This is a genomic window from Streptococcus sp. Marseille-P6264, assembly GCF_902460355.1.
GTDB lineage: Bacteria > Bacillota > Bacilli > Lactobacillales > Streptococcaceae > Streptococcus.
The window spans coordinates 126964-148074 of sequence record NZ_CABPTO010000003.1 but is presented as its reverse complement, the minus strand read 5'-3'; the positions used below and the strand labels follow the sequence as shown (position 1 = coordinate 148074).

Here is a 21111-nt window from a genome sequence, read left to right as displayed (position 1 = left end):
ATACCTAGTCCAAATCTCGGTAAAAATCACTGTCAATATCACGGAAAGGCTGAATGTCCTGCACATACTCCAGCACCCCCTGAAATTCACCAGCCTCATCTCGCACCGCCGCATAGGTCACATGGACAAACTTGCCCCGTGATTCCGACTTGAACCACATCTCAAACTTGTCTCGCTCTCCCTTACGCAACGCCTTGAAAATCTTCCGCACCTTATCCAAAAACTTGGGCGGGTGACAGAGCTCGACATTGCGCCCTATCTGGGACGGCGTCCGCTTAAAAATCATCTCGTCTGCCGGCACACTGTCATTATAATACTGGAAAATATCGTCCTTATTGACAAAAGTAATCTCTATGGGCAGATGGTCCAAAATCAGATTGGCCTCCGCCACTGACAGATAGCCATGGCCAAAAGGCTGCTGGGAGTCCCGATTAAAGGCTTGCTCCTTCTTTTCCTTAGGCTTAAAGGAAATGGTGACCTGACCATCCGGCGTATCAATGACTTGATGAAACCTGCCATCACTAGTCTGTTCTCTACTGGCTGGCGCTTCGCTTCCTTCATCAGCAGCATCCCCAGCTTCCTCCTCCGAGAATGACTGCCGCGCAGGAATCCATTTCTCCGTTGGCTTGATGATAGCATAACCATAAGCATCGCTCTCCTCAGCAATCTTGAGCCAGTCATCCTGATGAAAGGATTCAAGGAGAATCATGAGAAGGATGGACTCTTCCTTGAAAATCATAGCTTCAAACTCAGCAGCAAAAGTCTCAAACTTGTCCTTGACTTCTTGAATCGAAGTATCAGGCAGCTGCTCTGCAGCAATCTTAGCCTCTTGGAAAAGGTCACGAATCTGGTCATCTACCCCCCACATGACCTTGGGCGGCGAATCGTGGCCGTAGCTCTCCATGATAGGAAACATGAGCTCTTCCTTACGCTGATAGTGAATATCAAACTGACCTACCAAACCCAGCTGGCGCTGGAGTCCCTTGCGGATTTCTGGAAGAAGGTCCTCATCTTCTGTGCTTTCATAGGTAGATAGGAGCCTGCGAACCCGCATGAGGGCAGCCCGCAAGGCTAAATTTTCCTGCTTGAAGATCTGAACCGGATGGCCTGGATGGTCGGTATCAGCCACCTCCACATCCTGAATGGCACCTTTAAAGAGGTTGGCATGGACATTGCAGAGAGACATGACATCTTCGAAAGTCACTCCCGTATCCGAGTTCATCAGCTCATGTTCCATCAGGCTGATTTCGATAGCGGACACACCAGCAAAATGCTCATTGAAGAGCTCCTGAACAGACTCCGCCGAAGCTCCGTTATGTAGGTCCAGCAAGATAGACTTGAGGACTTCAATGCGTTCAGTAGCCATGCCTAAATCCCCACCACTTCATAGCCGTTTAATTCCAGAGTTTGCTTGATTTTATCAAGGTCAATTCCATTCATGTTGGCTCCTTTTTTGATCGAAACTACGCGCCCGACTGTATTGCGCATGACAGGATTGGCCAGAGGCTTAAAGCCCAACTCGACCAAAACATCCAAAACCTCGGGCTGCTTCTCAATCACTTCTGCCACTGGGATAGACAAATCAATCACATTATCCATATGCCCTACCTCCGTGTATTTTTTATTATTATATCACAAAAGATGCGTCCAATAAAAATCCTTTCCACGCTTGCTCAAATCCAAGCTTGGAGTATATAACAAATTCTAATAGGCTATAAATTATTGTTATAAGGACACTGATAAATTTAGTTTCACAAGGAAAAGCCAGTTCTATCAAGAATTTCTGAGATTTCTTTCACAAACTCCTATCTTTTGCCAGATTACAGCTTCATTGAAAACGCTTTATTATAGTGATATAATGATTTAAAATACAGAATAAAGGAGATGCCCTATGTCTATTACAAAATTGTTGAACATCAAGTACCCTATTTTCCAAGGAGCTATGGCTCAGATTTCCCACTACCAACTGGCGGCAGCTGTTTCAGAAGCTGGTGGGCTGGGAATCATCGCTTCAGGAGGAATGACGGGTGAGCAGTTGCGCGAAGAAATCCGTGAACTGCGTAAATTGACTGACAAGCCATTCGCTGTCAATGTTATGCTCATGATGAAAAATATCAAGGATATTGTGACAGTCATCATTGAAGAAAAAGTTCCTGTCGTAACGACTGGGGCTGGTACGCCAAAATTCATCATGCCTTATCTGAAAGAGGCTGGTATCAAGGTTATCCCTGTTATTGCCAGTGTCAAACACGCGCAAAAAATGCAAGAGCTCGGAGTTGATGCCGTGATTGCTGAAGGTTCTGAAGCTGGTGGCCATATCGGTGAAACCAATACCATGGCTCTCACTCCTCAGATTGTTGACTCCGTTGATATTCCCGTTATCGCTGCAGGTGGGGTTGCCGATGGTCGTGGTCTCGCTGCCGCTTTTGTCCTTGGTGCACAAGGGGTTCAGATGGGAACGATCTTCCTAGCTTCAGAAGAATGCCCAATTTCAGCAGGCTACAAGGATGCCATTGTCGCAGCCAATGACACTGCTACTGCCGTTACTGGTCGTATTGCTGGTGCGCCGGTTCGTTGTATCCGCAATGAAATGACTGACCACTATATCGAACTAGAAAACAAAGGCACCAATCGTGACGAACTCGAAGAAATCACCATCGGTTCTCTTTCTAAAGCTGTTTACGAAGGAGATACTGTGCATGGCTCTATGATGAGTGGCCAAATCGCAGGCTTAGTCAAGGAAATTCGTCCATGTCAAGAAATCCTCGACACGATCGTTGCCGATGCTCAGAAGGTTCTCCAAAACACTGAAATCAAGCTATAATCCTCTAACTCAAAAACCTGCAGACTTCTGCAGGTTTTTGCTGTTCATTTAGGCTTGTTTCTAAAAAAATCGCTCTTTTACTTAACTTTTTTGACCAATTTCACGACTGCTTCGGTTCGTGTTGTCTTTCCCTTGAGAATAACATCTTTTAATCCTACCATTGATAGATATTCATTAAGCTTTTCGATATCTTAACTAAGCACTTTCATATTTGCTATTAACTTCATATTTGCTATTAACTTCATATTTTTATAAGCATCAAGATGACCATAAAATGAAGGTCCCAAAACTAATCCTATCTTAGATAATATATTTTCGGAATTCTGTTCTACGGTTTGATTAAAAATAGTTATTTCCCCAGAATCTGGTTTTAAAATCCCTAGAATCATTTTGATAATTGTAGTTTTTCCAGCTCCATTTGGTCCGACAAAACCATATACTTTTCCCTTCTTTAAATAAAATGAAGTGTTATGAATAACTTCAGTATCTCTAAAGCTTTTTGTTAGATTAATAATTTCAACTATAGACATCTCTACTCCCTAGTTTACAGCAAAAAATTATGCTTAATTCTTATCGTTTTTTGTAAAAAATCAGCGAACCCAATAATATTCCATTCAACAATCCTAAAGAAATACCATATTCAATTGGAAAATCTAAAAAAATTGCAAACACTATTCCAATCATCACCCCTAGTGAGGCTGCTGTTGAAATCACATCTTCATTTTCTTTCTTCATTTTCTTTACACCTCATTTCCTTTTTGTATATAAGTTGTAGTACTCTCCACCAATAGCCATTTTCATATTTAGACTTCCTTTCAGTTTTTATTTATTGTACAATAAATAAAAATCAATTACTTTTTTTGTTGGGAAAATGGGAAAATTATGAAATCAAAACTTGGCATCACACTCAGAAAAGTTCGTAAAGGAAAGCAAATCAGTTTATGTTCTGTAGCAGATGAACACCTTTCAAAATCACAAATATCTCGTTTTGAACGTGGCGAATCAGAGATATCTTGTATTCGACTAATCAATATTTTAGATAAATTACATATTACTTTGGACGAATTTCTTATTTTACATGATAAAGACTACTCCAATACCGAATCATTTGCTAACTTAGTACAGTACATTCGAAAGCAATACTCATCACAAAATATCAATAATATAAAATGTCTACTTTCTGACTCCTCAAATTACACCTTAAATTCCTTTGAAAAAACCATGGTAAAATCCATTCTACACACAATGGATTCGACTATCATTCCATCAGATGAAGAATTACTTCAATTAATAGACTATCTTTTCAAAGTCGAAAAATGGGGTTACTATGAGATGGTTCTATTTGGTAACTGTGTACGAACAATTAACTACAATTCCTACTTCTTATTGACAAAGGAACTGCTAAAGAATTATCTCTACTCTTCTCTGAATAAAACCAATAAACGAATGGTCGCTCAACTTGCTATAAATTGTTTAATTCTTAGTATAGATGAGGAAAAATTTTCTAATTGTTGCTATTTAATTAGTGAGATAAAAACATTATTAGATAATGAATTGAACTTCTATGAACAGACAGTTTTTCTCTATGCAACTGGCTACTATGAATTTAAACGCCAATTAAGTAGTGGAATTGAAAAAATGAAACAGGCCATACAAGTATTCGATATTTTAAGAGAAGACAAGTTAAAATTACACTATACTGACCATTTTAATAAACTAGTAAACAAAAAATAAATGAAATCATTGTCTCAACTGGTCGTGAACCAATCCCCAAATATAATCTCTGTCGTATCTTGTGAATCGGTCCTCCTTTCGATGAAAATGTTCATTGTCGCTTTTCCTACTTGTTTGACTTTCTTTCTCCTCCTCGTCCTCAATGACAGACTCACTCCCTTTAGTTTCACTTATATCAGTCTCACTAACTTCAGTCTCACTAGTGGCTGAAGTTAAGACCGACCCCGGCTGATTTTGATACCTCCCTAGTGTTTTTTGAACACTACCCCCGTCTGAATTTAAGACGGGGGTAGGTTCATGATTGTCCCTCCAACACTAATAAACCGACATTTCCTAACTCATCAAATTGGATTAGCCCTGACTCTTCCATTTCAGCAATTAACTGAGTTGCTTTCTCAATATTTATTCCCATGATAGCCATGAGATGGCACACTATGATTTGCCGTGATGACTGTTCTTCCTTTTGCATGCTTTTCCTCCTGAAAATAAAAAGGCGAGAACACTTATTAAAATGTTCTCGTTGAGTTAATTTATTACTGATGTATCTATTTTTTGTCTACGCAGTCGACATCAAAACAGACGTTCACATCAATATACTTTTTTGACCAATTTCACCACTGCTTCCGTCCGCGCGGTGTGAGGAAACATGTCAACTGACTGGATGTAGTGGACATCGTAGACCTGACAGAGTTTGACCAAATCCCGAGCCAGAGTTGAGACATTGCAGGAAACGTAAACCATCTTTTCAGGTGCATAGCGGACAATCGTTTCCAACAACTTATCGTCCAGACCTGTTCGCGGCGGATCGACAATCAAGGCATCCGCCCGATAACCTTCAGCGTACCAGCGAGGAATAATCTCCTCTGCCGTTCCAGCTTCGTAGAGTGTATTGTCAAAGCCCATCCGTTTCGCATTGCGCTTGGCGTCTTCAATAGCCTCAGGAATGATGTCCATGCCCCGCAGAGACTTGACCTTTTTTGCAAAGGCAAAGCCAATGGTCCCTACTCCACAATAGGCGTCAATCAAATGGTCTTCAGCCGTCACATCCAATGCCTTGACCGCCTCCCCATAAAGCACCTCTGTCTGCTCAGGGTTGAGCTGATAGAAAGCCCGAGGCGACAGGGAGAACTCATAGTCCAGCACACCTTCTTGGATAGCTTCCTTGCCCCAGATAATCTCTGTCTTATCCCCGTAAATCTCACTGGACTTGCTCGTATGATAATTGACCGCCACTGTCTCCAGCTCTGGAAATTCCGCCACTAGGTCTCGAACGACTGGAGAAAAGTCTAGCTTGCGACCTGTTACAAAAATCATCTGCACCTGACCCGTCTTTCTGGATCTGCGAATCATGACGGTACGCACTCCAGCAGTCTTGCGCTCATCATAGATGGGCAGCCTGTACTTGCCTAAAAGTCGCGCCACCTTATTGACAATAGCCTGCGTCACCTTGTCTTGAACCAAACAGTTTTTAAGCGAGACCAGATAGTGGGAATTCTGGGCATATAGCCCTGCCTTGACCTCATCCTTAAATTTCCGAGTCTGAAACTGCAGTTTTGCCCGATAATAGAGTGGCTCCTGCATACCAATAGTCGGACGAATCTCATAGTTCTCATAGCCAGCTGGCGCAAACTTTTTCAGAGCCTGACGCAGCAAATCTTCCTTAAACTCCAACTGCTTGTCATAGTGGAGGTGCATGATTTGACAGCCTCCGCAGCTTTCATAAATCTCACACGGCGCTTCCACCCGAAATTTCGACCGTTTGTTGATTGTAAGGAGCTTGGCCTCGATAAAATTGCGCTGCACCTTGGTCACCTGACAGTAAACTTCTTCGCCCTTCAAAGCCCCCGGGACAAAGACCAGCGTTTTCTTATAAAATCCAATTCCTTCCCCATTGATTCCCATTTTCTTGATTTTAAGAGGGATTCTTTGCTTCACTTTTACATTCATGCTTCTATTATACCATGCTGCCTCGCATTAGTTGAGAATATGGTACAATAAAAGTATGAAAGCAGAAAAAATATCCCTTCCACTATCCCATTTCCCTGAGCAAATACGAACTTATCTAGTGGGAGCCAACTTTTACGACAGCTCCTCACATTCTGGAGCCAGCGTTTTCTATGCTGATACGGGCTATTATTTGAAAATCGACCAAAAATGCCAGTTAGCCCAAGAAGCCACACTTGCCAAATGGTTTGAAGAGCAAGGACTCGGTGTGCCTATCATTCACTACCAAACAACAGATAAAGACTACCTGCTGACTAAAGAAGCCGAGAGCAAGGACGCCCTAGCCTTTCTCCAACAGCCAGAAGAGCTTTGCAAAACAATGTCTGCCGCACTAAAAAAACTTCACAGCCTCCAACCCCAGCATTTCCCAATCCAGCATCGTCTCCAGCACTATAAAGAAGTAGCAGAGAAAAATTATCGGAAAGGTTGCTTTTATCAAAAAGATTTATTACCTCAATTTCACATCTCAAGTCGTGAGGAAGCATACCAGCTTATTCAAGAACAGGGACACCTACTGACGTCAGACTCCTTGATTCACGGAGATGCCTGCTTGCCTAATTTCATTCTGAAAGACGCAGCAAGCTTTTCCTGCTTCATTGATGTTGGCCTCGCTGGCCTCAGCGATCGCCACCTTGACCTTTACTGGGCCATCTGGTCTCTTACTTATAATTTATCTGACCCTCAATACGCAGAGCTCTTTCTTGACTACTATGGCCGGAAGGATGTTGATACAGACAAACTGCGCTTGATTGCTGCCTTTGAAGCATTTGGCTAAAAGAAAGGATTTTACCAAAATCTCTTATGAAAATCACAAAAATCGAAAAGAAAAAAAGACTCTACCTCTTGGAGTTGGACGACAGCGAAAAGCTCTATATTACAGAAGACACTATTGTCCGCTTCATGCTGTCTAAAGGGATGGAAATCACGGAGCAAGAGTTAAAAGAGATTCAAACTTATGCCCAATTTTCCTATGGAAAAAATCTAGCCCTCTACCATCTCTCCTTCAAGCAAAGAACTGCCAAGGAAGTCAAGGACTACTTAATACAGCACGATATCCAACCAGAAATCATCAGCCAAGTCTTGGACGCTTTGAAAAAAGAAAATTGGATCAACGACAGAAAATATGCTAATTCTTTTATCCAATCCAACCTTCTCACTGGCGACAAGGGCGCTTTTGTTCTCAAGCAAAAACTCAATCAAAAAGGGATTTCTAGCACTATTATCGAAGAAGAGCTAAGACAGTTTGATTTCACTGAAGTAGCCGAGCGAGTTGCTGAGAAACTTTTAAAGAAATACCAGGGAAAACTTCCCAGCAAGGCTTTGCAAGATAAAATCCTCCAGGCCCTGATAAACAAAGGTTTTTCCTATGGACAAGCCAAAGAGGCCTTCCATCATCTAGACATCGAAGAAGACCAGGAAAACCAACAAGAGCTGCTCTATAAAGAGCTAGACAAGCAATACCGCAAGTACTCCAAAAAGTACGAGGGCTACGACTTAAAACAGCGTCTGACCCAAGCTCTGGCCCGAAAAGGCTATGATTTCTCCGACATTGCCAGCGCTCTAAGAGAATATCTTTAAGATTTTCTACGAAAACTTAGGCATTTTTATGAAAATATGTTACAATAAAGAGGATAAACTTATAAATTGTAGAAAGTTGGTAGGTTATGAAACTTCCCAAAGAAGGCGACTTTATTACAATTCAAAGTTATAAGCATGATGGGAATCTTCACCGCACTTGGCGAGATACCATGGTACTAAAGACAACAGAAAATGCCATTATTGGCGTTAATGACCACACACTGGTAACAGAAAGTGATGGCCGGCGCTGGGTAACACGAGAGCCTGCCATTGTCTATTTTCATAAGAAATATTGGTTTAATATCATTGCCATGATTCGTGACAATGGCACTTCATACTACTGCAACCTTGCCAGCCCCTACTATCTGGACAATGAAGCCCTAAAGTACATCGACTATGATTTAGATGTCAAGGTCTTCACAGACGGAGAAAAACGCCTGCTTGATGTGGAAGAATATGAACGTCATAAAAGGCAAATGAACTATTCGGATGATTTGGATTTCATTCTCAAGGAAAACGTTAAGATTCTGGTTGACTGGATCAACAACGAACGCGGTCCCTTCTCCGATGCTTATGTGAAAATTTGGTACAAACGTTATGTTGAACTAAAGAATCGATAAAGTTGTCAAAGAGCGCAAGCTCTTTTTTCTTGCTCTTTTTCTCAAAAGACCTTCGTCTAGCAAAGAAGCAATTTCTTGCAATTCCTACTTATTTCTTGTATGATAGAACCAACAATATTGCTGTGTCAGACTAAATGACTGATATTTGGTCTAGCGCAGCTAGGTTTCCAGAAAGGAGTGAGTCTCATGGCTTTTACCAATACTCGTGGTCGCTATGCCAGCTTTGGCGCTATCACTAGCCTTCCAGATGACGTGATTGACACTTTCTGGTACATTATCGACAACTTCCTTAAAGATGTCTTTCCCCTGAATAACCTGATTCGCTTCGAATTGATCAATAACAAGGGCAAGTTGACCTTCCGCTTCTCTGAGGACCATCTCGATACACTTATCTCCTTTGATTTTACCTATAAGTTTGACCCCTTCTATCCTCGAATGATCTACGTTGTGGACAATGACGGTAGAGAAACAGTCATGCTAGCCGATGAATACTCCATGTTTTAAGAAAACAAAATCCAGTTGAGACACCGTCATTAGAGGCGGTTCATCAACTGGATTTTTCATTTTTTGTAAATCATTTTGATATGAGGCGTTGATTCAAAGATAAAAGACTCTTCCTGAGTTGCTAAACCAAATTTTTCATAAAGCCCCACGACTTGCTCCTGAGCTTCGATTTCAATCATTTTTCTCGGCCACTTTTTCTCACAAAGAAGCAAGATTTCCTCTACCAATCTATTCCCAAAGCCCTTTCCTCTGGCTGACGGGGCAGTCACAAGCCGTCCAAAAATGACTTTTTCATCTTCCTCAAACACGCGGGCATAGGCATCCACTTCCTCTTGCTCATTTACATGGAAAATGTGCACAGCTGTTAGATCTTTCTCATCCAATTCATGATAGATTCGCTCTTGCTCGACAACAAAAGTATCGATCCGCAGTTTTAAAATCTTATAAAACTCCAGTGTGTCCAACTCTTGCAAATATTTTTTATACCACATACTTGTTTCCATCTTTGCTTTATTATATAATCATTGTAAATGCAACTATCAAAGGAGTTCTTATGGATTATCGTCAGTTATTTCGTCAAATGGGGTTCATCTCCCGTCAAGCCATGATGAGAATGAACCAAGAAGCTAGCCAATACGGGCTTGATAATAATCTCTTTCTCATTCTTACTCGCATTGTCGAACACCCTGCCATCCATCAATCTCAGCTGGCAGAGCTGGTTCAGATTGACAAGACTACCCTGAGCCGCTCTCTAAGAAAGCTGGAGGAAAGAGGCTTGATTATCAAAAAGACCAAGCAAGAGAATAAAAAATTCAAGGAGCTCTATCCAACAATTTCTGCTCTAAAAGTATATGACAAGCTGATTGGCTACGAGGATAGATACATCCAGACCAGGCTGCGTCAACTGACATCGTCTGAACTCTTTCAACTGGATCATATCTTACAGAAAATTCAGAACTCCCAACAAGAAGAAGTATAACACAAAATAGTTGTATTTGCAACTATATAACATTTAAAACTAAAGCTATTAAAAACGGCTGCTTGCAAGTGACTAAGTGAATCCTCCTCGTCTCTGCAAGCAAAACCGCCTTAATAGCTTTTTAAGTTAGTTGATTAAAATCCCAGATTTGGTCCATCCAGCCTTCATAAAAATCAGGCTCGTGGCAGACCATGAGAATGCTGCCCTTGTATTCTTTCAGAGCGCGCTTGAGCTCCTCCTTGGCATCTACATCCAGGTGATTGGTCGGTTCGTCCAGAACCAGAACATTATTTTCTCGGTTCATGAGGAGGCAAAGGCGGACCTTGGCCTGCTCCCCACCCGAAAGAACCTGAATCTGGCTCTCGATATGCTTGGAAGTCAAGCCACATCTGGCCAGAGCTGCTCGAACTTCTGCTTGGTTAAGCGCCGGAAAGGCATTCCAGACTGCCTCGAGAGGTGTCTGACGATTGCCACCTTCGACTTCCTGCTCGAAATAACCCAGCTCCAGATAATCCCCCCGCTCAACTTCCCCAGCGATTGGTGGGATAATCCCCAAAAGACTCTTCAAAAGAGTTGTTTTTCCAATCCCATTTGCCCCGATGATGGCCACTTTCTGATTGCGCTCAAAGGTCAGATTAAGAGGCTGGGTCAGTGGACGGTCATACCCGATCTGCAAGTCCTTGGCTTGGAAGATAAAACGGCCAGGTGTACGGGCAGGCTTGAAATCAAAGGAAGGCTTTGGTTTCTCACTTTGCAGCTCAATAATGTCCATCTTATCCAGCTTTTTCTGGCGGGACATGGCCATATTACGGGTCGCTACCCGAGCTTTGTTGCGGGCTACAAAGTCCTTGAGATCCGCTATTTCCTTCTGTTGGCGCTCATAGGCTGCTTCCAGCTGAGATTTTTTCATCTCATAGACCTCTAAGAACTGATAATAATCACCAGAATAGCGGGTCAACTGCTGATTTTCTACATGGTAAACAATATTGATTACATCGTTCAAGAAAGGAATATCGTGGGAAATCAGAACAAAAGCATTTTCATAGTTTTGTAGATAACGCTTGAGCCAGTCAATGTGCTCCGCATCCAAATAGTTGGTCGGCTCGTCCAAAAGCAGGATATCAGGCTTTTCCAGAAGTAGCTTGGCCAAGAGAACCTTGGTCCGCTGTCCACCAGATAGCTCTGTCACATCGCTTTCCATACCGTAGTCCATAACACCTAGAGCCCGTGCGACTTCATCAATCTTAGCATCTAGCGTATAAAAATCCCGACTTTCCAAGCGGTCCTGCAGCTCACCCACTTCTTCCATGAGGGCATCCACATCCGCTCCATCCTCAGCCATGCTCATGTAGATTTCATTGATACGGGCCTCAGTCTTGAACAGCTCGTCAAAGGCTGTCCGCAGCACATCGCGGACAGTTTGGCCCTGCTCCAATACAGCATGCTGGTCCAGATAGCCAGCCGTCACATACTTAGACCACTCAACTTTGCCTTCGTCCGGCAGCATTTTACCCGTCACAATGCTCATAAAGGTTGACTTCCCCTCGCCGTTGGCACCGACTAGGCCAATATGCTCTCCCTTGAGCAGACGGAAGGATACATCCTCAAAAATAGCCCGGTCTCCAAAACCGTGGCTGAGATTTTTCACTTCTAAAATACTCATCTTTTCTCCTCTATCATTGATTGCAGTTCCTTGATTATACCATCTTAGGAAGCCAATTGGCAAGAAAATAAAAGCCTCAACTGAGGCTCTTACTTTATAAAACTTTTGCGCTGGTGCGGGTAATATCTTCTACTTTTATATTGTGTGCTTCAAACTTGGACTTCAAGGAAACCAAGTCAATATCTCCGTCAATTTGTACCTCAATGACAACTTTACCGTCCTTACGAGGAATATTGACCGTGTTTGAAATATTGAGGTTTTCTTCGACAAGTAAGGCGATAATATGCGATAGGACACCAACCTCGTCTTCTGTGACAAAGCGCATCCGAACGCCCTTTTCGCCATAACCAGAAACTTCTAGAAAAGCTTTAAAAATGTCGCGATCCGTAATGATTCCATAGACCTGCTCATTGTCAACAACTGGTAAGATTCCAATTTTATTTTTCAGCATCAAATAAGTCGCATCTTCTAGACTAGCATACTGGGAAATAGTAACGACATCGTGAATCATCACATCTTTTACTTTGGTTTTATTCAGAAGATAGTTCATTTCATAAATAGATAGGCTCGTTGCCTTTGATGGACTTGCTTCTGCGATTGTTCCTTCTGTCACAAGGCCCACCAGCTTATCATTTTCAATCACGGGCAAGCGATGCAATTTTTGGTCGCGCATAATATCTGCCGCATGCGCAATCGTTGTGTCTGGGCTAATGTATACAACCTTGCGTGTCATAAAATCTTTTACTGCCATGAGAAGCCTCCTCTAGTTTCTTTTTCTAATCTTATTATACTGTATTTTCCAACTAATTTCAAACGCTTTCACAATTTTCTCTTATGTTTTCAAAATTTAGAAAAATCAGGCAGGCTAGCTATAAAAAGGCTATATTCTCCTATGAGAAAACGAGGGGGAAAGTTTGACCCAGCCTCGCTTAGCCTATCTCTATAATTTCTTGTCTAACACCTCTAGCGACAAGATTACCAAAAACGATTGAAAGAGAAAATTGATCAGCCAAATGCTACTTCCCTACTCTTTCTCCAAACTTCTGACAAAGGCTTGATAGGTCTGCTCCATCAGCATGGTAATGGTCATCGGTCCGACTCCCTTTGGAACTGGAGTAATGAGACTAGCCACTCCTGCCACTTCGTCAAATTTAACATCGCCAATCAACTTGCCATTTTCATCCCGGTTCATGCCGACATCAATCACGACAGCTCCCTCCTTGACAAAGTCCTTGGTTACAAAGTGTCCTCGTCCGATAGCCACCACTAAAATATCAGCTTTCTTTGCAATTTTTGCTAAGTGATGGGTCCTTGAGTGCGTCAACGTAACGGTCGCATTTTTAGACAACAGAAGCTGAGCCATGGGTTTACCGACAATATTACTACGACCAATCACCACCGCATTCTTGCCTTCCAAGTCCACCTTATATTCGCGGAACATTTCCATGATTCCTGCTGGTGTAGAAGGGATCATCAAGGGATGCCCCGACCAAAGCCGCCCCATATTGGTCGGATGAAAGCCATCTACATCCTTGTCTGGATCAATGGCTAATAAAACCGCTTCATCATCAATGTGAGCTGGCAAAGGAAGCTGGACTAGGATGCCATGCCAAGCTGGATCCTGATTATATCGAGCAATCAAGGCTAGCAATTCTTCCTGAGTCGTTGACTCGGGCAGACGCACAACTTCACTGCGAAAGCCAGCAGCTAGAGCAGACCGCTCTTTATTTCTCACATAAACTTGACTGGCTGGATTGTCACCCACCAAAATCACCACTAAACCAGGTTCCTGACCTGTCTCTGCTTTTAACTTTGCTGTTTTTTCTGCAAGTTTCGCTTGAAGCTTTTCTGCTAAAGCTTTCCCGTCAATAATGTTTGCCATTCTTTTCTCATTTCTTTTTCACTATATTTATTCATTATATCAGAAATCCTTCTGTCCCACTTATACATTTTTCTTATATAAAGTTATAGGAGGAAAGACTGAGCTTGACGAGCAAAATAAAAAAGCAGAACCCTGCTTTTTAGTATAATAATTCATAAATTTCCATGGCAATCAAGTCAATACTATCGAAAGTATAAGTCTCACGCGCTGCCACATCACGCAGCGTAAAAATTGGTCCATTTTCTTCGTCGTAGCTGTACGCCACTTCGGCAACAACCACTCCTTCACGTTCAAAATTACGTTTTAAATTTCCACCATCTTTGGCCATAGCTTCCAAACGATTGATGATTCTAACTAAATGTGATTCCATTTTATTTCTCCTATTTACTTGCTTCTTTCCTATTTTACCACAAAAAGAAACTGAAATACCAGTAAAAGACGATTTTTTTCTCATTTTCGCTCTATAATTTCTCAAAAAATCAATCTCAGGGAGGAATTTGTAGTAAATTCTTGCATTGTGTAAGAATACTGATATAATGAAACTATAATACTTTGACTATTTTTGACCATTTGAAAATAGGTGGATCTACGGCCAAAGAAAGAGGTAGAATATGCTTTGTCAAAATTGTAAAATCAATGAATCAACCATCCATCTCTATACAAATGTAAATGGGAATAAGCAGCAGATTGACCTTTGTCAAAACTGCTATCAAATCATGAAGACAGACCCTAATAATAGTCTTTTTCGAGGACTGACTCAGGCTAACAACCAAGGAATTGACCCTATTGATGATTTCTTTAACAGCCTTGGTAATTTCCAACAACCGCAAGAACCAAATCCAAATATCCCGCCAACTCAATCTGGAGGAGGCTACGGTGGTGGTGGCTATGGTGGTAATTCCAATCATGGTGGCGGAGCACGCCAACAGGCTCCGCAAAAGCCAAAAGGTCTCCTAGAAGAGTTTGGTATCAATGTGACTGAGATCGCCCGTAAAGGAGAAATTGACCCTGTCATTGGTCGGGACGAAGAGATTACTCGTGTCATTGAAATCCTCAATCGCCGCACAAAAAACAATCCTGTCCTCATTGGAGAGCCCGGTGTCGGAAAAACGGCTGTGGTCGAAGGCCTAGCCCAGAAGATTGTGGATGGGGATGTGCCTCATAAACTCCAAGGCAAGGAAGTTATCCGCCTGGACGTTGTCAGCTTAGTACAAGGGACTGGTATCCGTGGTCAATTTGAAGAGCGGATGCAGAAGCTCATGGACGAGATTCGCTCTCGTCAAGATGTCATTCTCTTTATTGATGAAATCCATGAAATTGTCGGAGCGGGTTCTGCTGGCGATGGCAATATGGACGCTGGAAATATCCTCAAACCAGCTCTAGCTCGCGGAGAACTCCAAATGGTTGGGGCTACTACCCTCAATGAATACCGTATTATTGAAAAAGATGCAGCCCTCGAGCGCCGCATGCAGCCGGTCAAGGTAGACGAGCCGACAGTAGAAGAAACGATTACCATCCTCAAAGGGATTCAGAAAAAATACGAAGACTACCATCATGTCAAGTACACAGACGCGGCCATTGAAGCTGCGGCACTTCTCTCCAACCGCTACATCCAAGACCGCTTCCTGCCAGACAAGGCTATTGACCTCTTGGACGAAGCTGGCTCTAAGATGAATCTGACCCTCAAATTTGTTGATCCTAAGGTTATTGACCAGCGGCTGATTGAGGCCGAAAACCTCAAGGCTCAGGCGACTCGTGACGAAGATTTCGAGAAGGCGGCTTACTTCCGTGATCAGATTGCCAAGTACAAGGAACTTCAGAAGACGAGCGTGCTGGATAACGATATCCCAATTATCAGCGAGAAAACGATTGAGCATATCGTGGAGCAAAAGACCAATATCCCAGTCGGCGACCTCAAAGAGAAAGAACAGTCTCAACTGGTCAATCTCGCCAGCGACTTAAAAGCCCACGTCATCGGTCAAGATGATGCCGTGGATAAGATTGCCAAGGCCATCCGCCGCAATCGGGTCGGACTGGGAAGTCCTAATCGTCCAATCGGAAGCTTCCTCTTTGTCGGCCCAACTGGTGTCGGTAAGACAGAGCTTTCTAAGCAACTAGCCATTGAGCTCTTTGGCTCGGCTGACAGTATGATTCGTTTTGACATGAGTGAGTACATGGAAAAACACAGCGTAGCCAAGCTGGTCGGTGCGCCTCCAGGCTACGTCGGCTATGAGGAGGCTGGCCAGTTGACTGAGCGCGTCCGCCGCAATCCCTACTCGCTCATTCTACTGGATGAGGTAGAAAAGGCCCATCCTGATGTTATGCACATGTTCCTGCAGGTTTTGGATGATGGCCGCCTAACCGATGGTCAAGGTCGGACTGTCAGCTTCAAGGACACCATTATCATTATGACATCCAATGCCGGAACGGGCAAAGCTGAAGCCAGCGTTGGCTTCGGGGCAGCTCGTGAAGGCCGCACCAATTCCGTCTTGGGTGAATTGGGCAACTTCTTCAGCCCTGAGTTCATGAACCGCTTTGACGGCATCATCGAATTTAAGCCACTCAGCAAGGACAACCTCATGCAAATCGTCAACCTCATGCTGGACGATGTCAACCAGCGCTTGGCAAGCAACGACATTCATCTGGATGTCACAGAGAAGGTCAAAGAAAAGCTAGTCGATTTGGGCTACGATCCCAAAATGGGTGCTCGCCCACTGCGCCGCACCATCCAGGATCATATCGAAGATGCTATTACTGACTTCTATCTGGAAAATCCAAGCGAAAAAGATCTCAAAGCTATCATGACCAGCAACGGCAAGATTCTCATCAAGTCAGCCAAAAAATCAGAGTCAGAAAAAACCAAGCTCGATGAAAGTCAAAACTAACTGACTTTGGCTCTGCATTTTGATAAACTTTTAAAAACAAGCAAGAAGAGAACGGACAAAGCATGCCGTTCTCTTCTTGTTTTATTTTATTTTTTAGAAGACGTTTCACCAGCAAATATAGAAAACAAGCTAGCCAAGCATTCCTTATCATTTCCTGTGGAGCTCACTGGATGGACTTAGCTTCTAGTGTCCTCTAGCGTAATTAACCATGTCGTAGGGCAGGGTATTAGCTCTTTCTTTCAGTGAGTAATTTTCTAAATTATTGACATTTTGGCACAGGCGTTTTGCATAGCTGCTTGAGATTAATTTATTTTTCTCGTATTCGAAGATGATTTTTCTCTCCAGATAGTAGCCCCACATCATTTCTGAGATGTTGTTAGGCTTGATACGCGTAATAACCCGCTCGATGAAGGCACCGCTGCCGATAATCTCCGTTTCCCTTAGTCGAGATTCCTGCAAGAATGTAATCAGCGAGGGCTTGTAGATTCCTTTTAGGTGTTCCAAACTTTCGATAATGACTTCGGTATTGGACAGGTAAAGCTCTGCTATATCTTCCATGTCCTCGGCAGTCAAGCGCTTAGCTCCCCCTTGCCTCCAAGAGCGCCATCTGGCACCAAGAGTGACGATTTCATGGAGCAACATGCGCAATACACGCAGCGTAACGAGAAACATATAGGTAAAGCTAGAAGCCAGATTGCGATTGATTCCCTGCTCGATATTTTGCAGGTAACGCTGATAGATGTGATAGCTGCGGTCGCTGATTTTTCCTTCCTCAAAAGCTTGCTCCAGACCATCATTTTCGATACTCAAAATCAATAATTTCAGAGCTGCCAAGTCTCGCTGAGTGGCCTTGTCTTCCTGTTCAAGGATTAGATTTTCGATTCGGCCATGGTAATTGTCAATAGCCGCATAGAGAGGTGCCTTAGCCTTAGCTTGCTTGAGGCCTGCTTCCAGCTCACCCACCACTTCATTTAAAATAGCAATGTGCATCAGGTGCTCGGCTTCCTCTTCTCTTTCCTCAGACAGATGAGGAAGAGTGAGTAAACCTGTCAGAAAGCTCAGAAAGGTGACACCTGCAACCAAGAAAAGCAACAAAGGATGATCTTGCTCCAATTGACTCGGAATCAAAAGAATAGTCGCAATGGAGACGGTTCCTTTGACACCTGAAAAGGTCAGCAGCAGCATTTCCTTCAGGTAGTTTCCAACATTCTTGTGCAATCTTCTGATTCGGATGAAGTAAAAAGTGAACAACATGATAAACCGAAGGGCAAAGAGCAGGAAAGTCAAAAGAACAATGCTTACTAACAGCAAGAGATTATCGTAAATCGGGCTCTTTAAGATTGGCTCTGCAATCATTTCCAGTTCCATTCCTAAAATGATAAAGACCGAGCCGTTGAGCATAAAATTAACTGTATTCCAGATGGTTTCCGTGACCGAATCCACCTGGGCTTCCAGAAGCGTTATCCGCTTGAAGCGGCTAGCCTTAAAGATACCTGCAACGACTACTGCGATAATCCCTGAGACATGAATCTCCTCTGCTAAAAAGAAGGTGACCAAGGGTAGGCTCAGCTCCAGCAAGAGCTCACTGGCAATATCTGACACTTGGGCACTCATCAAGAGCTTATGCAGCCAACGATTGAGGCCAGCACTGAGCATCCCGATGGCAAACCCACCAATAATTGAAAGAACTAAGGAAATACTAGCTTTTCCTAGAGAAAAACTTCCTGTGGTCCAGGCCAGAAGGGCGACACGAAAAGTCACCAGACCAGACGCATCATTGAGCAAGCCCTCTCCTTTTAGGATATTTTCCACCCGCTTGGGGAAGGAAAAACGCTCTGAGAGAGAAGCAAAGGCAACCAAGTCTGTCGGCCCCAGAGCTGCTCCTACGGCAACACAGGCCGCCAAGGGCAAGGCAGCCCAGAGAAGATGAGCCAGATAACCCAAGCCAACCGTTGAAATAAAGATAACTGGAAAAATCAAATATAAAACGATTTTCCAATGTTTGAGGATACTGGTAATATTACTTTCCTCAGCCTCCCGAAAGAGCAAGGGCCCGATCACCAAGGCCAAAAACAGCTCTGTATCCAAGTGAAATTTCTCCTGAGGAAGAATAAAACCAAGCGAAATTCCCAGTACAATCTGAACTAAGGGTAAGGGGAGCTGGGGCAGGAAGCGATTGGTCACATTCGATACAACCAACAGAAGCAAAAAAACAATCGTGTAGAGAAGGATTTCCACTTTGAACCTCCTTTATCTTTGCTGGCAGCACTCTTTAAACAATTCTTTTTGCGCTGAAATCTTTTGATCAATTTTGGATAGGTCTCGGTGCTCAATCATCTTTTGGCAGCGCTCCATCTCTAGATTCACCAATTTTTTCTTGATTCGCAGCATTTTTTTATTCATTTTGGCCTCGTCCAAAAAGCCAGCATTCGTTTCTTCCTTGGCAGACTCGACGTATTTGTTTCGTAAGCCAGCCAATTTTTCATGCAAATATTGCTTGTCCATTTTTTCTCCAAATGATTCCTTAGAAAGTTTTTAGCAACCTTGGAATCCTTATTTTTCTTTTAATTTCTCAATCATGACCAAGAAAGGCGGATTGTTAATCTGATTGATGGTCTTGTAGAGGGCAACGGTGAATTCCTGCTGAGGCAGTTGACTGACGAACTCAAGCACCGCATCTTTCTCCACTTCGCCCCCTTCATGACCATAGTAAATCATGATAGCTGCACGGCCGCCTTTTTCCAAGCCTTGGCAGACCTTTTCCAAAGCTTCCAGCGTCGTAGCGGGTCGGGTAATGACAGACTTGTCCGCCGAAGGCAGGTAGCCCAGATTAAAAATAGCGACCTTGAAATGGTCTATGTATTGGTCCAGAGTCTCATGGCCAGCCAAGATTAGCTGGGCATTGTCCAAGCCAGCTTCTGCCAAGCGCTGGCGGGTCTTTTCCACAGCCTGCTCCTGAATGTCAAAAGCGTAGACTTGCTTGGCTAACTTAGCCAGAAAAAGCGTGTCATGCCCATTGCCCATAGTAGCGTCCACTACAACATCTTCCTTGGTCACGACTTCTGCCAAAAATGCATGAGCCATCTGTAAGGGTCTTAACATACGAATTTCTGCTCCTTTGCTTTACAGCCTTGCTTGCTGCCACGACGACGCATTTCTGCCTCGATGGCATTGAGAACTTCCCATTTATTGAGGCTCCACATAGGGCCAATCAGCATATCTCGCGGAGCGTCGCCCGTGATACGGTGGATGACGATATGCTCGGGGATAATCTCCAGCTGGTCGCAGACGATGGAGACATACTCCTCCTGACTGAGCAGCTGCAATCGCCCCTCATGATAATCCCGCTGCATGCGGGTATTGGTCATCAGGTGAAGCAAGTGGAGCTTAATCCCCTGAATGTCATTGTCCGTCACACAGCGGCGGACATTTTCCAGCATCATCTCATGGGTCTCACCCGGCAGACCGTTAATCAAGTGAGAGACAATCTCCGCCTTTGGAGCCAGCTTACGAATTCGCTGGACCGTCTCCACATAGAGCTCATAGGAATGAGCACGGTTGATGAGGTCCGAAGTCTCCTCGTAGGTGGTCTGAAGCCCCAGCTCCACGGTCACATGCATGCGTTCGGACAGGTCAGCCAAGTAGGCGATGGTCTCGTCAGGCAAACAGTCCGGTCGAGTCCCGATATTGAGTCCAACGACACCTGGCTCATTGATGGCCTGCTCATAACGCTCGCGAATCACTTCAAGCTTCTCATGGGTATTGGTGAAGTTCTGGAAATAAACCAGATACTTGCGAACATCTGGCCACTTACGGTGCATAAAGTCAATTTCCTTATAGAACTGCTCGCGAATGGGGGCATCAGGTGCCACAATGGCGTCACCAGAGCCCGAAACAGTACAGAAGGTACATCCCCCATGCGCCACCGTCCCATCCCGATTGGGACAGTCAAATCCCGCATCAATAGGCACCTTAAAAGTCTTTTCTCCAAAAAGTTTTCGATAATAATCATTCAAAGAATTGTAAGATTTCATACCTTCCATTCTACCACAAAAAGGACCCTAGAAACAAAAATTTCCTCTTTCACCTAGAAAGAAGAAAATCATCGCTCCCACTGATAATGCTTAAGATTCACACAGCCATTGGCCTTCAGGTCCACTCCCTCTGCCCAAAGCAAGTGCGCTTGCTCTTCCCAGCCCGGTGCGAGACGCCCTGCTGCATTGACCACCCGATGGCAAGGATGCTTACCGCCATAATGCTCCGACTGACTGAGAATCTTTCCCACCAAGCGGGCGTTTTTAGGCCGTCCAATCAAACGAGCAATCTGCCCATAGGTTGCCACGCACCCAGCAGGAATTTCATCCACAAGAACTAAAACCGACTTTATGATTTCTTGATTTAAAACGGACATGCTAACCTCCCCCATCTCACTTGCTCC

At 43.7% G+C, this 21111-nt stretch carries 24 protein-coding genes and 1 pseudogene; 8 read left to right on the top strand and 17 right to left on the bottom strand.

Annotated features, from left to right (window positions below; translation table 11 throughout):
* Window positions 1–4 precede the first annotated feature (4 nt).
* Both FZ941_RS05690 and FZ941_RS05685 read right to left on the bottom strand, forming a co-directional pair.
* Window positions 5–1366: a DUF438 domain-containing protein gene (locus tag FZ941_RS05690; protein ID WP_148887167.1), complete on the bottom strand. Its 1362-nt coding sequence runs from the start codon at window positions 1364–1366 to the stop codon at window positions 5–7.
* A gap of 2 nt (window positions 1367–1368) precedes the next feature.
* Window positions 1369–1599 carry a DUF1858 domain-containing protein gene (locus tag FZ941_RS05685; RefSeq protein ID WP_148887166.1) on the bottom strand — a complete coding sequence of 77 codons (231 nt, stop codon included), beginning with the start codon at window positions 1597–1599 and terminating at the stop codon, window positions 1369–1371.
* 292 nt (window positions 1600–1891) lie between these two features.
* Here FZ941_RS05685 and FZ941_RS05680 point away from each other — a divergent pair, with 292 nt between their 5' ends.
* On the top strand, window positions 1892–2824 hold the full coding sequence (locus tag FZ941_RS05680) for a nitronate monooxygenase (protein ID WP_148887165.1): 933 nt from the start codon (window positions 1892–1894) through the stop codon (window positions 2822–2824).
* Window positions 2825–3015: 191 nt separating this feature from the next.
* Here the strand turns inward: FZ941_RS05680 and FZ941_RS05675 are convergent, their stop codons facing one another.
* Both FZ941_RS05675 and FZ941_RS05670 read right to left on the bottom strand, forming a co-directional pair.
* Complete coding sequence (locus FZ941_RS05675; RefSeq protein ID WP_262366276.1) at window positions 3016–3354, bottom strand: ATP-binding cassette domain-containing protein; 339 nt, start codon at window positions 3352–3354, stop codon at window positions 3016–3018.
* Between the two features lie 40 nt (window positions 3355–3394).
* Window positions 3395–3559, bottom strand: coding sequence for a hypothetical protein (locus tag FZ941_RS05670; RefSeq protein ID WP_111694577.1), 165 nt, complete (start codon window positions 3557–3559; stop codon window positions 3395–3397).
* Between the two features lie 147 nt (window positions 3560–3706).
* On the opposite strand from FZ941_RS05670, the gene FZ941_RS05665 reads away from it, so the two are divergent.
* A complete protein-coding gene (locus FZ941_RS05665) occupies window positions 3707–4558 on the top strand; it encodes a helix-turn-helix domain-containing protein (protein ID WP_148887164.1) in 852 nt (283 codons plus the stop codon).
* Between the two features lie 9 nt (window positions 4559–4567).
* Here FZ941_RS05665 and FZ941_RS10890 read toward each other — a convergent pair.
* The 3 genes and pseudogenes from FZ941_RS10890 to rlmD form a co-directional block, all read right to left on the bottom strand.
* Window positions 4568–4858 (bottom strand): annotated as a pseudogene (locus FZ941_RS10890) (replication initiator protein); the annotation flags it as partial.
* Window positions 4854–5027 (bottom strand): hypothetical protein, encoded by a 174-nt coding sequence (locus FZ941_RS05660; RefSeq protein ID WP_148887163.1) that lies wholly within the window; start codon window positions 5025–5027, stop codon window positions 4854–4856. The gene FZ941_RS05660 and the pseudogene FZ941_RS10890, both read right to left, overlap by 5 nt.
* A 119-nt stretch (window positions 5028–5146) precedes the next feature.
* Window positions 5147–6505: a 23S rRNA (uracil(1939)-C(5))-methyltransferase RlmD gene (gene rlmD, locus FZ941_RS05655; RefSeq protein ID WP_148887162.1), complete on the bottom strand. Its 1359-nt coding sequence runs from the start codon at window positions 6503–6505 to the stop codon at window positions 5147–5149.
* A 55-nt stretch (window positions 6506–6560) separates the two neighbouring features.
* Between rlmD and FZ941_RS05650 the strand changes: the two genes are divergently transcribed.
* The 4 genes from FZ941_RS05650 (at window position 6561) to FZ941_RS05635 (ending at window position 9264) form a co-directional block, all read left to right on the top strand.
* A complete protein-coding gene (locus FZ941_RS05650; protein WP_148887161.1) occupies window positions 6561–7337 on the top strand; it encodes an aminoglycoside 3'-phosphotransferase in 777 nt (258 codons plus the stop codon).
* Between the two features lie 26 nt (window positions 7338–7363).
* On the top strand, window positions 7364–8140 hold the full coding sequence (recX, locus tag FZ941_RS05645; RefSeq protein ID WP_148887160.1) for a recombination regulator RecX: 777 nt from the start codon (window positions 7364–7366) through the stop codon (window positions 8138–8140).
* A gap of 86 nt (window positions 8141–8226) precedes the next feature.
* A complete protein-coding gene (locus FZ941_RS05640) occupies window positions 8227–8760 on the top strand; it encodes a DUF402 domain-containing protein (RefSeq protein WP_005590859.1) in 534 nt (177 codons plus the stop codon).
* A gap of 186 nt (window positions 8761–8946) precedes the next feature.
* Window positions 8947–9264 (top strand): DUF960 domain-containing protein, encoded by a 318-nt coding sequence (locus FZ941_RS05635; protein ID WP_015605549.1) that lies wholly within the window; start codon window positions 8947–8949, stop codon window positions 9262–9264.
* A 56-nt stretch (window positions 9265–9320) separates the two neighbouring features.
* Here the strand turns inward: FZ941_RS05635 and FZ941_RS05630 are convergent, their stop codons facing one another.
* Complete coding sequence (locus FZ941_RS05630) at window positions 9321–9755, bottom strand: GNAT family N-acetyltransferase (RefSeq protein WP_148887159.1); 435 nt, start codon at window positions 9753–9755, stop codon at window positions 9321–9323.
* 62 nt (window positions 9756–9817) lie between these two features.
* Here FZ941_RS05630 and FZ941_RS05625 point away from each other — a divergent pair, with 62 nt between their 5' ends.
* The gene (locus FZ941_RS05625) at window positions 9818–10243 is read left to right on the top strand and encodes a MarR family winged helix-turn-helix transcriptional regulator (RefSeq protein WP_148887158.1); all 426 of its coding nucleotides are present in this window, start codon (window positions 9818–9820) and stop codon (window positions 10241–10243) included.
* 121 nt (window positions 10244–10364) lie between these two features.
* On the opposite strand, the gene FZ941_RS05620 is transcribed toward FZ941_RS05625, so the two are convergent.
* The 4 genes from FZ941_RS05620 to FZ941_RS05605 all read right to left on the bottom strand — a co-directional run bounded on the left by FZ941_RS05620 (window position 10365) and on the right by FZ941_RS05605 (window position 14158).
* Window positions 10365–11906: an ABC-F family ATP-binding cassette domain-containing protein gene (locus FZ941_RS05620; protein WP_125373563.1), complete on the bottom strand. Its 1542-nt coding sequence runs from the start codon at window positions 11904–11906 to the stop codon at window positions 10365–10367.
* Between the two features lie 94 nt (window positions 11907–12000).
* On the bottom strand, window positions 12001–12657 hold the full coding sequence (locus FZ941_RS05615) for a CBS domain-containing protein (protein WP_048763750.1): 657 nt from the start codon (window positions 12655–12657) through the stop codon (window positions 12001–12003).
* A 273-nt stretch (window positions 12658–12930) separates the two neighbouring features.
* A complete protein-coding gene (locus tag FZ941_RS05610; RefSeq protein ID WP_148887157.1) occupies window positions 12931–13788 on the bottom strand; it encodes a bifunctional methylenetetrahydrofolate dehydrogenase/methenyltetrahydrofolate cyclohydrolase in 858 nt (285 codons plus the stop codon).
* Window positions 13789–13927: 139 nt separating this feature from the next.
* Complete coding sequence (locus FZ941_RS05605; protein WP_005592360.1) at window positions 13928–14158, bottom strand: DUF1797 family protein; 231 nt, start codon at window positions 14156–14158, stop codon at window positions 13928–13930.
* A gap of 241 nt (window positions 14159–14399) precedes the next feature.
* On the opposite strand from FZ941_RS05605, the gene FZ941_RS05600 reads away from it, so the two are divergent.
* The gene (locus tag FZ941_RS05600) at window positions 14400–16673 is read left to right on the top strand and encodes an ATP-dependent Clp protease ATP-binding subunit (protein ID WP_148887156.1); all 2274 of its coding nucleotides are present in this window, start codon (window positions 14400–14402) and stop codon (window positions 16671–16673) included.
* A 183-nt stretch (window positions 16674–16856) separates the two neighbouring features.
* On the opposite strand, the gene FZ941_RS05595 is transcribed toward FZ941_RS05600, so the two are convergent.
* Genes FZ941_RS05595 through FZ941_RS05575 form a run of 5 tightly spaced genes read right to left on the bottom strand, consistent with a single transcriptional unit; the run spans window position 16857 to window position 21084 of the window.
* Window positions 16857–18911, bottom strand: a complete 2055-nt coding sequence (locus FZ941_RS05595) for a sodium:proton antiporter (protein ID WP_148887155.1) — start codon at window positions 18909–18911, stop codon at window positions 16857–16859.
* A gap of 12 nt (window positions 18912–18923) precedes the next feature.
* Window positions 18924–19178 (bottom strand): hypothetical protein, encoded by a 255-nt coding sequence (locus tag FZ941_RS05590; protein ID WP_061911291.1) that lies wholly within the window; start codon window positions 19176–19178, stop codon window positions 18924–18926.
* A 48-nt stretch (window positions 19179–19226) separates the two neighbouring features.
* Window positions 19227–19775, bottom strand: coding sequence for a class I SAM-dependent methyltransferase (locus FZ941_RS05585; RefSeq protein WP_148887154.1), 549 nt, complete (start codon window positions 19773–19775; stop codon window positions 19227–19229).
* Window positions 19769–20716 (bottom strand): TIGR01212 family radical SAM protein, encoded by a 948-nt coding sequence (locus tag FZ941_RS05580; RefSeq protein ID WP_148887153.1) that lies wholly within the window; start codon window positions 20714–20716, stop codon window positions 19769–19771. Before FZ941_RS05580 ends, FZ941_RS05585 begins: the two co-directional genes overlap by 7 nt.
* A gap of 59 nt (window positions 20717–20775) precedes the next feature.
* Window positions 20776–21084, bottom strand: coding sequence for an MGMT family protein (locus FZ941_RS05575; RefSeq protein ID WP_148887152.1), 309 nt, complete (start codon window positions 21082–21084; stop codon window positions 20776–20778).
* Between the last annotated feature and the right edge of the window lie 27 nt (window positions 21085–21111).

What these genes read in the sequence shown, in the direction of transcription:
- FZ941_RS05690 (WP_148887167.1), bottom strand. Translation starts at nt 1,366, where the DNA reads ATGGCTACTGAACGCATTGAAGTCCTCAAGTCTATCTTGCTGGACCTA.
- FZ941_RS05685 (WP_148887166.1), bottom strand. Translation starts at nt 1,599, where the DNA reads ATGGATAATGTGATTGATTTGTCTATCCCAGTGGCAGAAGTGATTGAG.
- FZ941_RS05680 (WP_148887165.1), top strand. Translation starts at nt 1,892, where the DNA reads ATGTCTATTACAAAATTGTTGAACATCAAGTACCCTATTTTCCAAGGA.
- FZ941_RS05675 (WP_262366276.1), bottom strand. Translation starts at nt 3,354, where the DNA reads ATGTCTATAGTTGAAATTATTAATCTAACAAAAAGCTTTAGAGATACT.
- FZ941_RS05670 (WP_111694577.1), bottom strand. Translation starts at nt 3,559, where the DNA reads ATGAAGAAAGAAAATGAAGATGTGATTTCAACAGCAGCCTCACTAGGG.
- FZ941_RS05665 (WP_148887164.1), top strand. Translation starts at nt 3,707, where the DNA reads ATGAAATCAAAACTTGGCATCACACTCAGAAAAGTTCGTAAAGGAAAG.
- FZ941_RS05660 (WP_148887163.1), bottom strand. Translation starts at nt 5,027, where the DNA reads ATGCAAAAGGAAGAACAGTCATCACGGCAAATCATAGTGTGCCATCTC.
- rlmD (WP_148887162.1), bottom strand. Translation starts at nt 6,505, where the DNA reads ATGAATGTAAAAGTGAAGCAAAGAATCCCTCTTAAAATCAAGAAAATG.
- FZ941_RS05650 (WP_148887161.1), top strand. Translation starts at nt 6,561, where the DNA reads ATGAAAGCAGAAAAAATATCCCTTCCACTATCCCATTTCCCTGAGCAA.
- recX (WP_148887160.1), top strand. Translation starts at nt 7,364, where the DNA reads ATGAAAATCACAAAAATCGAAAAGAAAAAAAGACTCTACCTCTTGGAG.
- FZ941_RS05640 (WP_005590859.1), top strand. Translation starts at nt 8,227, where the DNA reads ATGAAACTTCCCAAAGAAGGCGACTTTATTACAATTCAAAGTTATAAG.
- FZ941_RS05635 (WP_015605549.1), top strand. Translation starts at nt 8,947, where the DNA reads ATGGCTTTTACCAATACTCGTGGTCGCTATGCCAGCTTTGGCGCTATC.
- FZ941_RS05630 (WP_148887159.1), bottom strand. Translation starts at nt 9,755, where the DNA reads ATGTGGTATAAAAAATATTTGCAAGAGTTGGACACACTGGAGTTTTAT.
- FZ941_RS05625 (WP_148887158.1), top strand. Translation starts at nt 9,818, where the DNA reads ATGGATTATCGTCAGTTATTTCGTCAAATGGGGTTCATCTCCCGTCAA.
- FZ941_RS05620 (WP_125373563.1), bottom strand. Translation starts at nt 11,906, where the DNA reads ATGAGTATTTTAGAAGTGAAAAATCTCAGCCACGGTTTTGGAGACCGG.
- FZ941_RS05615 (WP_048763750.1), bottom strand. Translation starts at nt 12,657, where the DNA reads ATGGCAGTAAAAGATTTTATGACACGCAAGGTTGTATACATTAGCCCA.
- FZ941_RS05610 (WP_148887157.1), bottom strand. Translation starts at nt 13,788, where the DNA reads ATGGCAAACATTATTGACGGGAAAGCTTTAGCAGAAAAGCTTCAAGCG.
- FZ941_RS05605 (WP_005592360.1), bottom strand. Translation starts at nt 14,158, where the DNA reads ATGGAATCACATTTAGTTAGAATCATCAATCGTTTGGAAGCTATGGCC.
- FZ941_RS05600 (WP_148887156.1), top strand. Translation starts at nt 14,400, where the DNA reads ATGCTTTGTCAAAATTGTAAAATCAATGAATCAACCATCCATCTCTAT.
- FZ941_RS05590 (WP_061911291.1), bottom strand. Translation starts at nt 19,178, where the DNA reads ATGGACAAGCAATATTTGCATGAAAAATTGGCTGGCTTACGAAACAAA.
- FZ941_RS05585 (WP_148887154.1), bottom strand. Translation starts at nt 19,775, where the DNA reads ATGTTAAGACCCTTACAGATGGCTCATGCATTTTTGGCAGAAGTCGTG.
- FZ941_RS05580 (WP_148887153.1), bottom strand. Translation starts at nt 20,716, where the DNA reads ATGGAAGGTATGAAATCTTACAATTCTTTGAATGATTATTATCGAAAA.
- FZ941_RS05575 (WP_148887152.1), bottom strand. Translation starts at nt 21,084, where the DNA reads ATGTCCGTTTTAAATCAAGAAATCATAAAGTCGGTTTTAGTTCTTGTG.